The organism is bacterium (genome assembly GCA_028821235.1).
Taxonomy (GTDB): Bacteria; Actinomycetota; Acidimicrobiia; order Spongiisociales; family Spongiisociaceae; genus Spongiisocius.
The window spans coordinates 501-13,425 of sequence record JAPPGV010000154.1 but is presented as its reverse complement, the minus strand read 5'-3'; the positions used below and the strand labels follow the sequence as shown (position 1 = coordinate 13,425).

Sequence of the window (12,925 nt, the reverse complement as noted above, 5' to 3'; positions counted from 1 at the left end):
GCTGCCCGGCTCGCCCTCCATCCGCACGAGATCGCGGTCGGTCTGTGGACGGTCGTCTTAGGCGCCCCGGCATTACTGGTGCTCATGCAAAGAGGGCTAGTGCGGCGAAGAGCCATCCCTTGACCGTCACCGCCGCCGTAGACCGGCGCGGGAAGGCCGGCGTCAATCCGGAGGTCCGGACCCGGCAGGTACTGGTAGCGCTCGGCGCGTTGCTCCTGGCCGTGATGTTCGCCTACGTGATGCTGGGCCCGGTCGTCTTCGGTCCCGATCTCGTCTTCAAGGCGCTGATCGATCAGGCAGAGGAGCTTCACCACCGTATCTCGGTGTGGGAGGTCCGGGTGCCCCGTGTCCTGATCGCCGCGCTGGCCGGGGCGATGCTGTCCTCGTCCGGGGCGCTGCTCCAGTCGGTTCTCCGAAATCCCCTGGCCGCTCCCGCGACAGTCGGGGTGACGCAGGGCGCCGTCCTGGGTGCCGTCCTGGCCCTGGTGATCACCTTCGGGTCGGAGGGGGCGCTGAACGATCTGAACGCCCTGGTGCCTCTGGCGGCGATTGCGGGTGGTCTGGCAGCAGGAGCCATCGTCTACGTGCTCAGCTACTGCCGCGCCGGCACCGATCCCATCCGGCTCATCCTGACCGGGGTGGTAGTTGCCGCCGCGCTCTCGGCGGTCACGTCGTTCATGGTCCTGATCTCGGGTAGCCACATCGACTCGATCGTCAGGTGGCTGGTGGGATCGCTGAGCACGCGGACGTGGGACCACCTGGTCTTCCTGGTGCCCGTCGCGGTCCTGGCCCTTCCTCTGGTGGTACTGGTCATACCGCTGGCCAATGCGCTCCAGCTGGGAGACAGCACGTCGGTGAGCCTCGGACTGCGTTCCGAGTTGGCCCGTGCGTTCATCCTCATGACGGCGGTCGTGCTGGCGGCCGGATCGGTATCCGTGGTGGGTGGTGTCGCCTTCCTGGGCCTCATCGGTCCTCACCTCGCTCGCACCCTGGTGGGCTCGGACCTGCGGAGGCTGCTGGTCTGCTCCGCTCTGGTGGGCGCAATCATTCTCGTGGCCGCCGACCTTCTCGCTCGCGTCTTCTCGCTCGACTGGATCCCGTTAGTCGACATCCGTACCGAAAGCGGTAGCCGTATCCCGGTCGGCGCCTTCACGGCCCTGGTGGGAGCACCGTTCTTCCTCTATCTCATGCGGGAGCGCACGCGATGACCGGGAGGGAGCCGATGGTCACCGACCCCGCCATCCTGACCGAGGGAATCTCCACCGGATATGGAAGGCATGTGGTGTCACAGCGCCTCAGCCTGACTGTGGGGAGGGGGACGAGGACGTCACTGGTGGGTCCGAACGGGTCGGGGAAGAGCACCACCCTCAAGACCCTGGCGCGCCTGCTCGCACCTCTGGCGGGCACCGTTTACCTCAGCGGCCAGGACATAAACGACCTGCCGACCCGGCAGGTGGCTCGCCAGATGGCGATCCTGCCGCAGGTGCACGAGGTCCCGGCCGAGCTCACCGTGGTGGAGTTGGTGGAGCAGGGCCGGTTCCCCCATGTGGGCGCGCTCGGCATGCTCCGCCGCCAGGACGATGAGGCAATCGAAGAAGCCATCCGGCTGACCCGCCTCCAAGACTTCGTCCACCGGCCCATCGACACGCTGTCCGGGGGCGAGCGCCAGAGGGCCTGGATGGCGCTCGCCCTCGCCCAGCAGACCGAGATGCTCCTGCTGGACGAGCCCACCACCTTCCTGGACGTCGGTCACCAGCTGGATCTGCTGGAGCTGGTGTCAAGCCTGAACCGAGACCGTGGGGTGACCATCGTCATGGTGCTCCACGACCTCAACCATGCGGCCAGGTTCTCGGATCGTATGATCGCCATGTCCCGCGGTGAAGTGGTCGCGGACGGGGCTCCCGCCGAGGTGCTGACACCGCGTCTGCTACGGGATTGCTTCGGGGTCGAGGCGGCCGTGGTCACCGACCCGAAGACCGGCTCACCGATGTGCATACCCTACGCTCCGATCCATTCCGGCAGCGATGGACAGGAGTTGGACGAATGAACCAGATGAGAACCGGATCCGGCGGTCCTCCAGTTCCTCCACCGTCCATGCGTGCCGTGCAGGAGGCGGCCCGCCGCATCGAAGGAGTGGCGTTGCGCACGCCGCTGCTGAAGTACAAGACGATGGAGCAGGGAGAACCCGTCTGGCTCAAGGCGGAGTGTCTCCAGCCCGCAGGGTCCTTCAAGCTCCGGGGCGTGCTCAACTGGGCGAAGTCGCTGTCCCCCGCCGAAAGGGAGAGAGGGCTGAGCACGCAGAGCGCCGGCAATACCGCTCAAGCCCTCGGGTACGTGGCCCGGCTTCTAGGGGTCCCGGCCAGGAGCCTCCTGCCGGACAGTGCCCCGAGAGTGAAGGTCGACGGTGTCCGCTCCTACGGTGTCACGCCGGTGCCGGTGCCGTTCTCGGAACTGATGGACTACGTCTTCGACCGGGGATGGGAAAAGGAGCCGTACAGCTACCTCAACCCTTGGGGTGACCCATCGATGGTGGCGGGCTCCGGAACGATCGGTATCGAGATACTCGAAGACCTTCCCGAACTGGCCGCCGTCTACATACCCGTGGGTGGCGGCGGGCTGGTGGCGGCGATAGGCAGCGTCATCAAGGAGCTACGGCCGGCCGTCGAGGTGGTAGGAGTGCAGAGCGAAGCCTGTCCCTCCTTGGGAGCGGCCCTGGAGGCTGGTGGACCCGCATGGGTACAGGCTGGGGAGACGATCTGCGATGGTACGACGGTGCCGGTTGTCGTCGACGAGATGTTCCCGCTGGTGAGCTCCGTGGTGGACCGGGTGGTCGTGGTCTCGGAGGACGACGTTCGTAGCGCCATCGCCGGCCTGGCGTTGGGCAACAAGCTGGTGGCGGAGGGTTCCGGTGCCATGTCGCTGGCCGCGGCCCTCGGAGAGCGGCGGCACGGCCCCGTTGCCTGCGTCCTGAGCGGCGGGAGCATCGGCGCCAACCGGCTGGCGGAGATACTCACGACCCCGGCCGAGGGATGATCGGCGCCGAATCTTGTCGATGATGGGGGGTAGTGGCAGATGATCCGGCGGCAGGGGCCTTCTCCCCTCTACTACGAAGCGAGCCCGAACAACGTCCCCACCCTGCGCGTGGAGCCGGGCGAGGTGTTCGAGGTGGCCACCCAGATGAATCGGGGTCCCGACATCTCCGCCGTGCCTGACGACCTTCGGGAGGCGTGGTCGGAACACCATTCCTACGAGGTCGAGGGCGCCAACCCGTCCTCGGGCGCCATCTGGGTGGAGGGCGCGGAGCCGGGCATGGCGATAGAAGTCGTGATCGAGGACATGGAACTGGCGCCGGTCGGGTACACCACGTTCGCAGGGAGCAACCGGCTCTTTCCCAGCTCACCCGTTCCGGTCGGAGACCTCGCCGCGGCGCGTGTCGTCCGGATACGTGGCGACCGCGTGATCTGGAGTCGGGGATTGACCATCCCTACCCGACCGATGGTGGGGATGGTGGCCGTTGCCCCCGCCCACGAAGCGCAGTCGACGGTGCGGGTCGGCAACTGGGGCGGGAACATGGACGTGCAGGAGGTCGGGCCGGGCGCCAGGGTGCGCCTGGTCGTCAATGTCCCCGGCGCCCTGCTGCATATCGGCGATGTTCACGCCGTGCAGGGCGACGGCGAGGTCTCGGGTACCGGTATCGAGACGAGTGCCCTCCTGCGGCTGAGGGTCCACCTCATGCAACGGCCGGCCGAGATGATCTGGCCCCGGATCGTCACTTCCGATCGTATCTTCACGGTGGCATCCGACCGGCCGGCGGAGAGCGCCCTCAGGGTGGCGGTGACCGAGCTGATCCGCTGGCTCCATGCCGACTACGGGCTCGAACCCCGAGAAGCCGTCCTGCTACTGAGCCAGGTCCTCGAGGCGCGCGCCACCCAGGTGGTGAACCCGACGGTCACCTACGTCGCAGGTGTCAGACAGGAACTGCTCCGGGGACTTCTCTGAACCCCGGACGGAAGCCGGTGCTTCCCAACCGGAACCATGACCACGCCGTCACATGGGGCACCTGGAACGAGGATCCGTACTTTACCCGCAGGGACTACTTCGTGGAGCACCTGCTCGGAGAAGAGCCGCCCTTGGGATACCGGGTCGGCGATCCCGGTTGAGTCTTCCCGCCCGCAGGTCGCCCGAGCGCCATCGCCAGACCCTTCCTGTCGCTGCGGCCTCGGATTGCCATGAGCGATGCTCGGGAGTGTCCTCCGCCCCGTCCGGATAGGGTGGAGGCATGACTTCCAAGCTGTGGCTGATCGGGATGATGAGTTCCGGGAAGACCAAGGTGGGCCGGCGGCTAACCGAACTCAGCGGGTTCCGGCTGGTGGACACGGACGATCAGATCGTGGAGCGGGCCGGGATGACCATTCCCGAGATCTTCGCCACGCACGGCGAGCCTGCCTTCCGGACGATGGAGTGCGAGGAGGTGGCGTGGATCGCCGGGCGTTCGGAGCGGCTGGTGGTGGCCACCGGCGGCGGCGCCATCCTCGACGAGGCGAACCGCTCCCTGATGCGGGATACCGGACTGGTGGTGTGGCTCAAACCCTCTATCGCCTCCCTGATCGCCAAGGGCAAGACCAAGAACCGCCCCCTGCTGCTGGGCCATGACGACCTGGCCGCGCGCTACACCGAGATCTGGGAGGCCCGCAAGCACCTGTACGAGGAGGCCGCCCACATCAGCATCTCCATGGACGGGAAGACCCGCAAAGAGGCCGCCAAGCAGGTCTGGAGACTCTGGCAAGCACGCTGATGGTCGCCTTCAGACCGGGGGCGGGGAGGCTGTGGGGCGGGTGTACGCGGTCGCCAGCAGCGCCTTGCCCGAACGGCTGAGCAGAGCGGCCGCCACCCCCGCCAGCGTCATCGCCCCGCCCCCCACATGGACCAGGGTCACGCCTTCGCCGAGGAAGAACCAGGCCATGGCGCCTGCCAGGAAAGGCGCCGGCAGGTACATGAGCGGGGGGACGTTCGCCGGTACCCAACGCAGGCTCCAGGAGAGCAGCATGGCGCCCATCCCTCCGGGCACGACCACCACTCCCACCACGTTGAGCATGTCCGCGCCGGACAGGTTCCAGACGGCGGCGCGGGTGGCGAAGCAGAACAACGACACGAACAGCGTGCTGACCACCAGCATGCCCACCATCAACGGGATGGTGTCCATGGTTGCGCGAGCCCGCTTCATACTCACGAACTGGAAAGACCAGCACAGGACCGACATGATGCCCAGGGCGATTCCCAGCGGGTCGCCGTCCGGCCCCGTCGATCCTCCGAGGATGACCAACCCGGACCCGAGGATCGCCACCAGCGTCCAGAGCCGGAAGCGCAGCCCGGGACGTTCCCCGAACATCGGGATCGCCCACAACGCGATCAGGACCGGGTTGAGCATCGTCAGCAACGAGATGTCCACCACCGAGGTGAACTTGACAGCGGTCATGAAACAGACCATCGAGACGGCGTTGAAGAAGCCGGCCCAGAAGGGAATCCTCCAATCGCGGCCCCGCGGGAAGGCTATGCGGATGCGGCCGGATAGCGTGACCCCGGCGAAGATCGCCACGATCCCGATCCATGACCGCCAGAGCGCGAACACCGGGCCGCTGGTCGATGAGGCCTGGATGAAAATAGGTGCGGTGCTGAAGGCCACCGCCGAAACGCTGATCAGGAGCAAGGGCTGGCGGGATCCCACCTCGCGCAGTTGCCCGATGGCAGCCGAGGGTCTCAACACCTACCCGGCATCCCAGCCCGCGCTGCTCCCGATCGCTGTCCCATGGCATCAGGAGGATATCGGTGTAACGGAGTCATGAATTCGGACTCTCCCCGCGGTGGAGAGGTGGCGGCGCGCGATCACTCCAAGGCTTCGATCATCGACACGTTATAGGGATGGAGGACGCGGTCGGCGGTCACCAGTGCCAGCGCCTCGAGTTGTGCTTGGGCAACCAGCATCCGGTCGAATGGGTCACGATGGTGCGGCGGGAGGGCGGCTGCCTGCTCGGCATGCCGTGCTGAGATCGATAGAGCTTCGAACCCCTCGGCCTCAAGCCTGTCCGTCAATCCGTCCGGGAAGGAGACTTTGCCGAGAGCCTTCTTGATCCCGAGTTCCCAGGGGGTGACAGCGGAGAAGAACACCTGATCGGCGCGCTCGATGGAGCGCCGACACGCCGGCCCCAGCGCCTGGTTTGCCTCCAGCCACCAGAGGGCCACATGACTGTCGACCAGCAGCCTCAAGCCTTCCCGCCTTCGGCCGATTCGGAGAACATCGCAATGACATCCTCATCAGGTCCTACGATGTCGCCGTGGTAACTGATCCTTCCTGCCCATGCACCCGGTCGGCGTTCGGGGCGCGGCGGTGGCCAGGCGATGATCTTGGCGACAGGTTGTCCGTTTCGGGCGACCACGACCTCGCCGCCTTCCTGGACGTTGCGGATCAACTCCGACAGTCGCGACTTGGCTTCATGAGTGTTCACTATCGTGGTAGTCATGGACATAGCTTAGCCAGACCAGACTAAGAAGCGTCCAGCAAGTTGCGCTAACTCAGAGGACCATCCAGAATGACCGAGATGGTTCATGCCTTGTCCATCCCCTACGGGTTGGGAGCAGAGCCAGCGAGCGTCAAGGGTGACCGGGAGTCGGCGCGATCATTCCGGAATCACCGGCTCGTAGTAACCGGAGGATGAAGCGGAGTCGACGATGGCCGTACACAAGCTGATGAGCGCCTACCTACTACTCGTAGCCGTCGCGGTGGCGGTGCATTTCATGGTGTTCCCGCTGTACGCCTACGACTCCGATGGGGAGACCATCGGCTCCGCGCTCAACGTGTGGCATGTGCTCGACGTGTTCATGGCCGCCGGTCTGGTGCTGATGATGCTGACCACCTGGCGGGAGAAGCGCAGGTACGAAGGCGACAGTTCGGCGGACGTTCGCCCTTGGCTCCGATCCAACGTGATGTTCTACGGAACGGTCTTGCTCGCGCTGGCCTTCGTTCCCAACTGGTTCGAGTACGCCTGGGGTTGGAATTCGGACGCCATCGTCTGGCACGTGATAGACACTGTCCTCCCTGTCATGTTTGCAGTTGAGGCCTATCGGCTTTGGCGGGCCCCCTCGGTGTAGCCGTTTCGCCTCGGCGAAACCCACCGATAAGCCTTCTCCATAGAGCGGCAGCACCTCGGTCCACGCGACTGGCTCGGTGTAGGAGGGTGCTGACAAGGACGGGGATGGGTCGGCCCACCACTGCTCGACGCGGGCTATCCCTGTTGGCTAATCGGGCCGGTGGACATTTTTCAGTACCCTCCTAGCCGCAGCACACACGAGGAGGTCTGCATGCGCAAGATGCGGATGAACCAGGCGGTCGCCACGGCGCTGGCCGACGAGATGCGCAGCAACCCTGATGTGGTGATGTTCGGCGAGGACATCGCAGTGGCCGAAGGACCGTTCAAGACCTCGGCGGGGCTCCTCAACGAGTTCGGGCCCTCGCGGGTACGGGATACGCCGATCTCGGAGATGGGGTTTCTGGGCGCTGCCGTGGGCGCCGCCTCGACCGGGCTCCGTCCGGTGGTGGAGATCATGTTCATCGAGTTCATCGGGGTGGCGCTCGACCAACTGGTCACCGAGGCGGCCAAGTTCCACTACCTGTCGCGCGGAACGGTCTCGGTGCCGCTCACCGTGCGGGGTTCGATCGGGGCGGGTCTCGGTTTCGGGTGCCAGCACTCCCAGACGCTGGAATCGTGGATGTACAGCACGCCGGGGCTCAAGCTGGCGGTTGCCTCGGGCGCCGGCAACGCCTACGGGCTTCTGCGGGCGGCCATCCGTGACGACAACCCGGTCGTCTTCCTGGAGCCCCGGGCCCTATACGCCAAGCGGGAGCCGGTACAGACAGGCGAGGACGCCATCATCCCGCTCGGTCGGGCGGCCACCGTGAGGGAAGGGTCCGATGTCACGATGGTGGCTATGGGAGCGATGGTCCCCGCCGCTCTGGCGGCCGCCGAAGGAGCACCCTGGTCGGCGGAGGTGATCGATCTCCAGACACTGGTCCCCTACGACAAGGAGGCTCTGCTCCAGTCGGTCTCGAAGACCGGACGCCTGGTGACGGTGGAGGAGAACCCGCTCACCGGCGGGTGGGGAGGCGAGATAACCGCGTTCGTGACGAGCGAACTGTTCGGAGACCTCCAGGCGCCGCCCGTCCGCATCACGTGCCCGGACATCCACGTACCGTATGGGAAGGAGCTGGAGCAGCGTTACCTTCCCGGTCCCGACTACATCGCCCGGCAGGTCGGTTCCCTTCTCGAGACCGGTACCCGCCCGCCCCACTGGTGGGAGACACGGGAGGTGGTGGCATGAGCGGCGCCGGCGTATCCCTGGATCGGCGGCTCCGGCTCCAAGCGGGCCGGGCCGGGCGCTACGAGGCCATGTGCGAGATACGGGCCTTCGAGGACCGGGTCCAGGCCATGTTCTTCGAGGGCACCGTCCACGGCACCACCCACACCTGTCAGGGCCAGGAGGCAGTATCCGTGGGGATCGCGGCGGCCGCCCGGCCCACCGACACGGTGACCTGCACCTACCGCGGCCACGGTCACGCCCTGGCGTTGGGCATGCACCCGGTGACGGTGCTGGGGGAGATCATGGGACGGAGAGACGGCTCGGTCGGCGGCGTGGGCGGATCCATGCACCTCTGTGACACCTCGATCGGCCTGCTCCCGACGTTCGCCATCGTCGGCGCCGGAATCCCGGTGGCGGCCGGCGCCGCCCTGACCGCCCAGGTGAAGGGCACGGACGATGCTGCGATCGCGATCTTCGGGGACGGTGCCTCCAACATCGGCGCCTTCCACGAGGGGCTGAACCTGGCCGCCATCTGGAACCTGCCGGCGGTGTTCGTGTGTGAGAACAACCAGTACGGGGAGTACAGCGCCATCCACCTGACGACCCCGGTCGAGAACATCGCCGACCGGGCGGCTTCGTACGGCATCCCGGGCCATGTGGTCGACGGCCAGGATGTGGACGTGGTGGCCTCGGCCGTTGGGGAGGCTCTGGAAAGGGCGCGGGCGGGCCACGGGCCGTCCCTGCTCGAGATGAAGACCTACCGCTACGCGGGCCACTCGAGGGCCGATACCGCCCCCTACCGGCCGGAGGGCGAGTTCGACCGTTGGTACGAGCGCGATCCGATCAACACCTACCGCACCCGTCTGATTGAAGAAGGCGTGCTGACGGACGAGGAGGCCGGGGAGGTCGAGGCCCGGGTCGCCCGCCGCGTCGTGGAAGCCGAGGCCACCGCCGCAGCCGGAGACCCGGCGACGGTGGACGACATGTTCCGGAACATCTACGCCCCGTAGCGGAGACCTACGCGTGGATGTCGAGGCGCGGGCGCGCCTCAATCGTCGAGCCTGCCACTGGTAGATTGCCCGCAACCTGGAACAGGGGGACCGACATTCGTAGCAACGTGAAGATGCCGAAACTCGGCGAGACCGTCGACGAGGTTCTGGTCCTCGAGTGGGCCGTCTCGGTAGGAGACAGGGTGGCGGAGGGCGACACCCTGATGACAGTGGAGACCGACAAGGTGGAGGCCGAGCTTCCATCGCCTGTGGCGGGAACGGTCGTGGAGTTGCTGGTCGAGATCGACGACGAGGTAACCGTAGGTACCCCCGTCTGCATCATCGAGACTTGAGAGGGTCTTCGATCTCAAACCGGTCGTATGAATGAATGTCCCAGAGTGGACTCCTGAACCATTCGAGGCAGGCGCCACCGGCGTGTCATCCACGAGGAGTTTTCTCTCCACAGGTTCAGAGCAGCGGCGCGGTAGCCGTCATCTCTTGAGGGGATGGGTCGAGTCCCGCAGCACCAGGGTCGTGGGCAGCACTATGCGACGGGGAGGCTGCTCCGGATCCTCGAGACGTTCCAGGGCGAGACGTGCGGCCGAGCTGCCTATCTCCGTCACGTCGCGATCGATCACCGTGATGGGTGGGTTGTGGAATTGCGACAGCGGCACGTCGTCGCACGAGATAACTGCGATGTCGACTCCCGGACTGAACCCGAGGCCTTGCAGGCTCCTGAGGACTCCGGTGAGGAGTTGGTTGCCCCCGACGATCAGAGCCGTGGGCGGGGAGGGCATACCCAGGACTTCGATGGTGGACTGCTCCCCGTACTCGGGGGCGAAGCCAGTCGGCCGGACCAGGTCCTCCGGGCAGGCAAGACCGGATTCACTGTATGCCTCCCGAAAGGCCTGCACTCGCTGGGCGGAGGGCTTGACGTGCAGGGATCCGGTCAACAGGGCCACCCGTTGGTGCCCGAGCGATAGGAGATGCCTGGTGGCCTGTCCCATCCCGCCGCCGTGGTCGGTCTCGACTATGGAAGCGTGCGGCAGTCCGTCCACCTCGCGGTCCAGGAGGACGATCGGTCCTCTGAACCTGCGGAGCTCGTCGATCAGATCCCCACGCGTCTGGTCGGCCGGGGAGACGATAAGCGCGTCAACTTGGCGGTGTCGCAGCAGGCGGGCCATTTGGGCGTCCCGGTCGGCATCGCTGCTCGAGGTGGTGATGACCGCCGCATAAGCCAGCCGGCTCAACACGTCTTGGGCGGCGGTGACTATCGAACCGAACAGGGGGTTGCGCAGGTCGGGGACGATGAATCCGATCGTGCGGCTGCTGCCCGTGCGAAGGCTGGCTGCGAGCAGGTTGGGTTCGTAGCCCAGCTCGGCGATCGCCTCGAGCACCCGGGTACGCATGTTCTCGCTGACGTCCGGGTGGTCGTTCAACACGCGGGACACGGATGAGAGGGCCACCCCGGCCCGCTGGGCGACTTCTTTGATGGTCGGTCTTGACCCGGATGGAGTCATCGGAGTTCGTTCACAGTCTGGTCAGGACAAGCCGGCGTGGGAACCACGGCGAGCCAAGACCACGCGGACATGTTCCGACACTACCGCCAGCTATTCCCGGCAAGTATCAACTACCAGCAGAAACCACTAGGTCATCACCCAGCCGCCGTTGATGTCGATGGTGGCGCCGGTTACGAACGAGGCGCCGTCCCCGGCCAGGAACGAGACCACGTTGGCGATCTCCACCGGTTGGCTGGATCGCCCCACGGGTATCTGGCTCAGGTACAGGGCGCGGTCCGCATCGGTGACGTGGCTGGTCATGAAGCCCTCCACGAACCCGGGCGCTATCGCGTTGGAGGTGACACCGTAGGGGCCGTAGTTGCGGGCGAAGTTCTTGGTGAGGGAGATCATGGCCGCCTTGGTGGCGTTGTACACCGCCGAGTCCGACACCCCGCCCGTGCGGGCGCCCACGCTGGAGATGTTGATGATCCGTCCCCAGCCGCGCTCCTTCATGCCCTCCACCAGACCCCGGCAGATGAGGAAGTTGGCGCGCAGGTTCACCGCGATGGTGTAGTCGAAGTCGTCAACGGTGAACTCGGGTATCGGCTTGTGGAAGAAGATGGCGGCGTTGTTGACCAGCACGTCTACCTCACCGGCCTCGGCGACGAGGCGTTCGCATTCGGCGGGATCGGAGAGGTCGATCTCGATATAGCGGTCCGAGTCATCGTGCTCATGCCCGATGATGTCGGCGCCGATCACTCGTAGACCGTCCTGGCGGAGGACTCGACAGATCGCCGCGCCCATACCACGGGCCGATCCGGTGACCAGAGCCGTTCTACTCATCGCTTCCGCTCCTACCCCCTAGTGGTCATCGGCCACCGGCTACCTTCCTAGATCCGGTAGACCTTCTCGGCGTTGCCGGAGAGGAGCGCCGTCTGCTCGGATTCGCTGTAGCCCGAGATCAGCTCGCGGTAGGCGTCGACCAGAACCGGGTAGGTGGAGTAGTCCTTGTCGACCGGCCAGTTGGTGCCGAAGAAGCTCTGCTCCACCCCGAACACCTCCAGGCAACACTCCACCCATGGCCTGATGGTGTCGAGGGTCCACTTCCGCCCTGCCATGTGGTCGCCCATGCCCAGGCCGGAGATCTTCATGTAGACGTTGTCCATGCCCCTGAACTCGGCGATGCCCTTCTGCCAGTTGTAGAAGTACTCGGCTGTCCGTTCCTGCGGGAAGCCGGCGTGGTCGACCACGAGGATGACGTTCGGGAACTTGGCGGCCATGGCCGCTGCCTTGTGCATGTTCTCCCAGAAGACGTCCAGGTCGTAGACGAGGTTGTACTTCTCCAGCAGGGCGTAGCCGCGATGGAAGTCCGGATCGACCAGGTAGTCGCCTTGGGCGAAGTCGCGCATGCCGCGGAAGTTGGCGTACTCGACGTGGCGCTCGATGGTCGCTTCGACGTCGGGGCTCTGCATGCGGGCGTCCCCTACGATGGCCAGCGGGTAGCCGGTGCGGTCGATCATCGCCTGGAGCCACTTGGTCTCCTCTACCGGGTCCTCGCTGCCGATGGCCGCCTGCACGTGGACCGCCTTCGAGACACCCGCACCCTCGACCTCGGCCGCGAACTCGTCGATCGCATACTTCTTCATGGACTTGAGCAGGACGGTGTCGCCCAGCTGGGGGTGGATGAAGTCGTCCTCCAGCCAGACCCAGGCCAGCGTGGGATGGGGTCGCTCCCAGAAGTGCACATGCGTGTCCACGAAGCTGATATCGCTCATCTTGGCCTCCCCGGGTAGTTATCTGGGTCGGAAGAATAGCCTGGGCAAGGTGCCCGGAATCGGGACTAGCGAGGTTCGGGCATCCGGTGGTCTGTCTGCGAAATAACTTGGTGTGGTTTGGCGGTCATCGGTGTTCCGTCGCTGCGTTGCGCTTCCTCAACGTACCGCTGCGGGTACGCCTTCGTTAGCGGGCCTTGCGAGGAACACCGCTGCCGACTCCATACCACGCCGCCGTTCCCGCAGACCGACGCGTAAGTGGTCTGTCTGCGAAATAACTTGGTGTGGTTTGGCGGTCATCGGTGTTCCGTCG

The 12,925-nt window shown here is 65.8% G+C and carries 16 protein-coding genes; 10 read left to right on the top strand and 6 right to left on the bottom strand.

All coding sequences use genetic code 11. From position 1 onward, the window contains the following. Positions 1–119: 119 nt before the first annotated feature. The 6 genes from OXK16_16180 (at position 120) to OXK16_16155 (ending at position 4,795) form a co-directional block, all read left to right on the top strand. Positions 120–1,208: an iron ABC transporter permease gene (locus tag OXK16_16180; protein MDE0377481.1), complete on the top strand. Its 1,089-nt coding sequence runs from the start codon at positions 120–122 to the stop codon at positions 1,206–1,208. After that, the gene (locus tag OXK16_16175) at positions 1,205–2,047 is read left to right on the top strand and encodes an ABC transporter ATP-binding protein (GenBank protein MDE0377480.1); all 843 of its coding nucleotides are present in this window, start codon (positions 1,205–1,207) and stop codon (positions 2,045–2,047) included. The genes OXK16_16180 and OXK16_16175 overlap by 4 nt, the downstream gene beginning before the upstream one ends. Beyond that, complete coding sequence (locus OXK16_16170) at positions 2,044–3,033, top strand: pyridoxal-phosphate dependent enzyme (GenBank protein ID MDE0377479.1); 990 nt, start codon at positions 2,044–2,046, stop codon at positions 3,031–3,033. The genes OXK16_16175 and OXK16_16170 overlap by 4 nt, the downstream gene beginning before the upstream one ends. A gap of 39 nt (positions 3,034–3,072) precedes the next feature. Then, positions 3,073–3,999 (top strand): acetamidase/formamidase family protein, encoded by a 927-nt coding sequence (locus OXK16_16165; protein MDE0377478.1) that lies wholly within the window; start codon positions 3,073–3,075, stop codon positions 3,997–3,999. 17 nt (positions 4,000–4,016) lie between these two features. Continuing rightward, positions 4,017–4,160, top strand: coding sequence for a hypothetical protein (locus OXK16_16160; protein ID MDE0377477.1), 144 nt, complete (start codon positions 4,017–4,019; stop codon positions 4,158–4,160). Positions 4,161–4,279: 119 nt separating this feature from the next. Then, complete coding sequence (locus OXK16_16155; protein ID MDE0377476.1) at positions 4,280–4,795, top strand: shikimate kinase; 516 nt, start codon at positions 4,280–4,282, stop codon at positions 4,793–4,795. 9 nt (positions 4,796–4,804) lie between these two features. Here OXK16_16155 and OXK16_16150 read toward each other — a convergent pair whose 3' ends face one another. From OXK16_16150 to OXK16_16140, 3 genes are all read right to left on the bottom strand, one after another. Further along, a complete protein-coding gene (locus OXK16_16150; protein MDE0377475.1) occupies positions 4,805–5,764 on the bottom strand; it encodes a DMT family transporter in 960 nt (319 codons plus the stop codon). Positions 5,765–5,883: 119 nt separating this feature from the next. Then, positions 5,884–6,264 (bottom strand): type II toxin-antitoxin system VapC family toxin, encoded by a 381-nt coding sequence (locus OXK16_16145; protein MDE0377474.1) that lies wholly within the window; start codon positions 6,262–6,264, stop codon positions 5,884–5,886. Then, positions 6,261–6,518, bottom strand: a complete 258-nt coding sequence (locus tag OXK16_16140) for a type II toxin-antitoxin system prevent-host-death family antitoxin (protein MDE0377473.1) — start codon at positions 6,516–6,518, stop codon at positions 6,261–6,263. The genes OXK16_16145 and OXK16_16140 overlap by 4 nt, the downstream gene beginning before the upstream one ends. A gap of 208 nt (positions 6,519–6,726) precedes the next feature. Between OXK16_16140 and OXK16_16135 the strand changes: the two genes are divergently transcribed. The 4 genes from OXK16_16135 (at position 6,727) to OXK16_16120 (ending at position 9,694) form a co-directional block, all read left to right on the top strand. Then, positions 6,727–7,146 (top strand): hypothetical protein, encoded by a 420-nt coding sequence (locus OXK16_16135; protein MDE0377472.1) that lies wholly within the window; start codon positions 6,727–6,729, stop codon positions 7,144–7,146. A gap of 210 nt (positions 7,147–7,356) precedes the next feature. Next, complete coding sequence (locus OXK16_16130; protein ID MDE0377471.1) at positions 7,357–8,373, top strand: alpha-ketoacid dehydrogenase subunit beta; 1,017 nt, start codon at positions 7,357–7,359, stop codon at positions 8,371–8,373. Further along, a complete protein-coding gene (locus OXK16_16125) occupies positions 8,370–9,362 on the top strand; it encodes a thiamine pyrophosphate-dependent dehydrogenase E1 component subunit alpha (protein MDE0377470.1) in 993 nt (330 codons plus the stop codon). The genes OXK16_16130 and OXK16_16125 overlap by 4 nt, the downstream gene beginning before the upstream one ends. A 113-nt stretch (positions 9,363–9,475) precedes the next feature. Next, positions 9,476–9,694 carry a DUF2118 domain-containing protein gene (locus OXK16_16120; GenBank protein MDE0377469.1) on the top strand — a complete coding sequence of 73 codons (219 nt, stop codon included), beginning with the start codon at positions 9,476–9,478 and terminating at the stop codon, positions 9,692–9,694. Positions 9,695–9,832: 138 nt separating this feature from the next. Here OXK16_16120 and OXK16_16115 read toward each other — a convergent pair whose 3' ends face one another. The 3 genes from OXK16_16115 to OXK16_16105 all read right to left on the bottom strand — a co-directional run bounded on the left by OXK16_16115 (position 9,833) and on the right by OXK16_16105 (position 12,615). Beyond that, positions 9,833–10,861, bottom strand: coding sequence for a LacI family DNA-binding transcriptional regulator (locus OXK16_16115; protein MDE0377468.1), 1,029 nt, complete (start codon positions 10,859–10,861; stop codon positions 9,833–9,835). A 126-nt stretch (positions 10,862–10,987) separates the two neighbouring features. Next, a complete protein-coding gene (locus tag OXK16_16110) occupies positions 10,988–11,683 on the bottom strand; it encodes an SDR family NAD(P)-dependent oxidoreductase (protein ID MDE0377467.1) in 696 nt (231 codons plus the stop codon). Between the two features lie 47 nt (positions 11,684–11,730). After that, positions 11,731–12,615: an amidohydrolase family protein gene (locus OXK16_16105; GenBank protein ID MDE0377466.1), complete on the bottom strand. Its 885-nt coding sequence runs from the start codon at positions 12,613–12,615 to the stop codon at positions 11,731–11,733. Between the last annotated feature and the right edge of the window lie 310 nt (positions 12,616–12,925).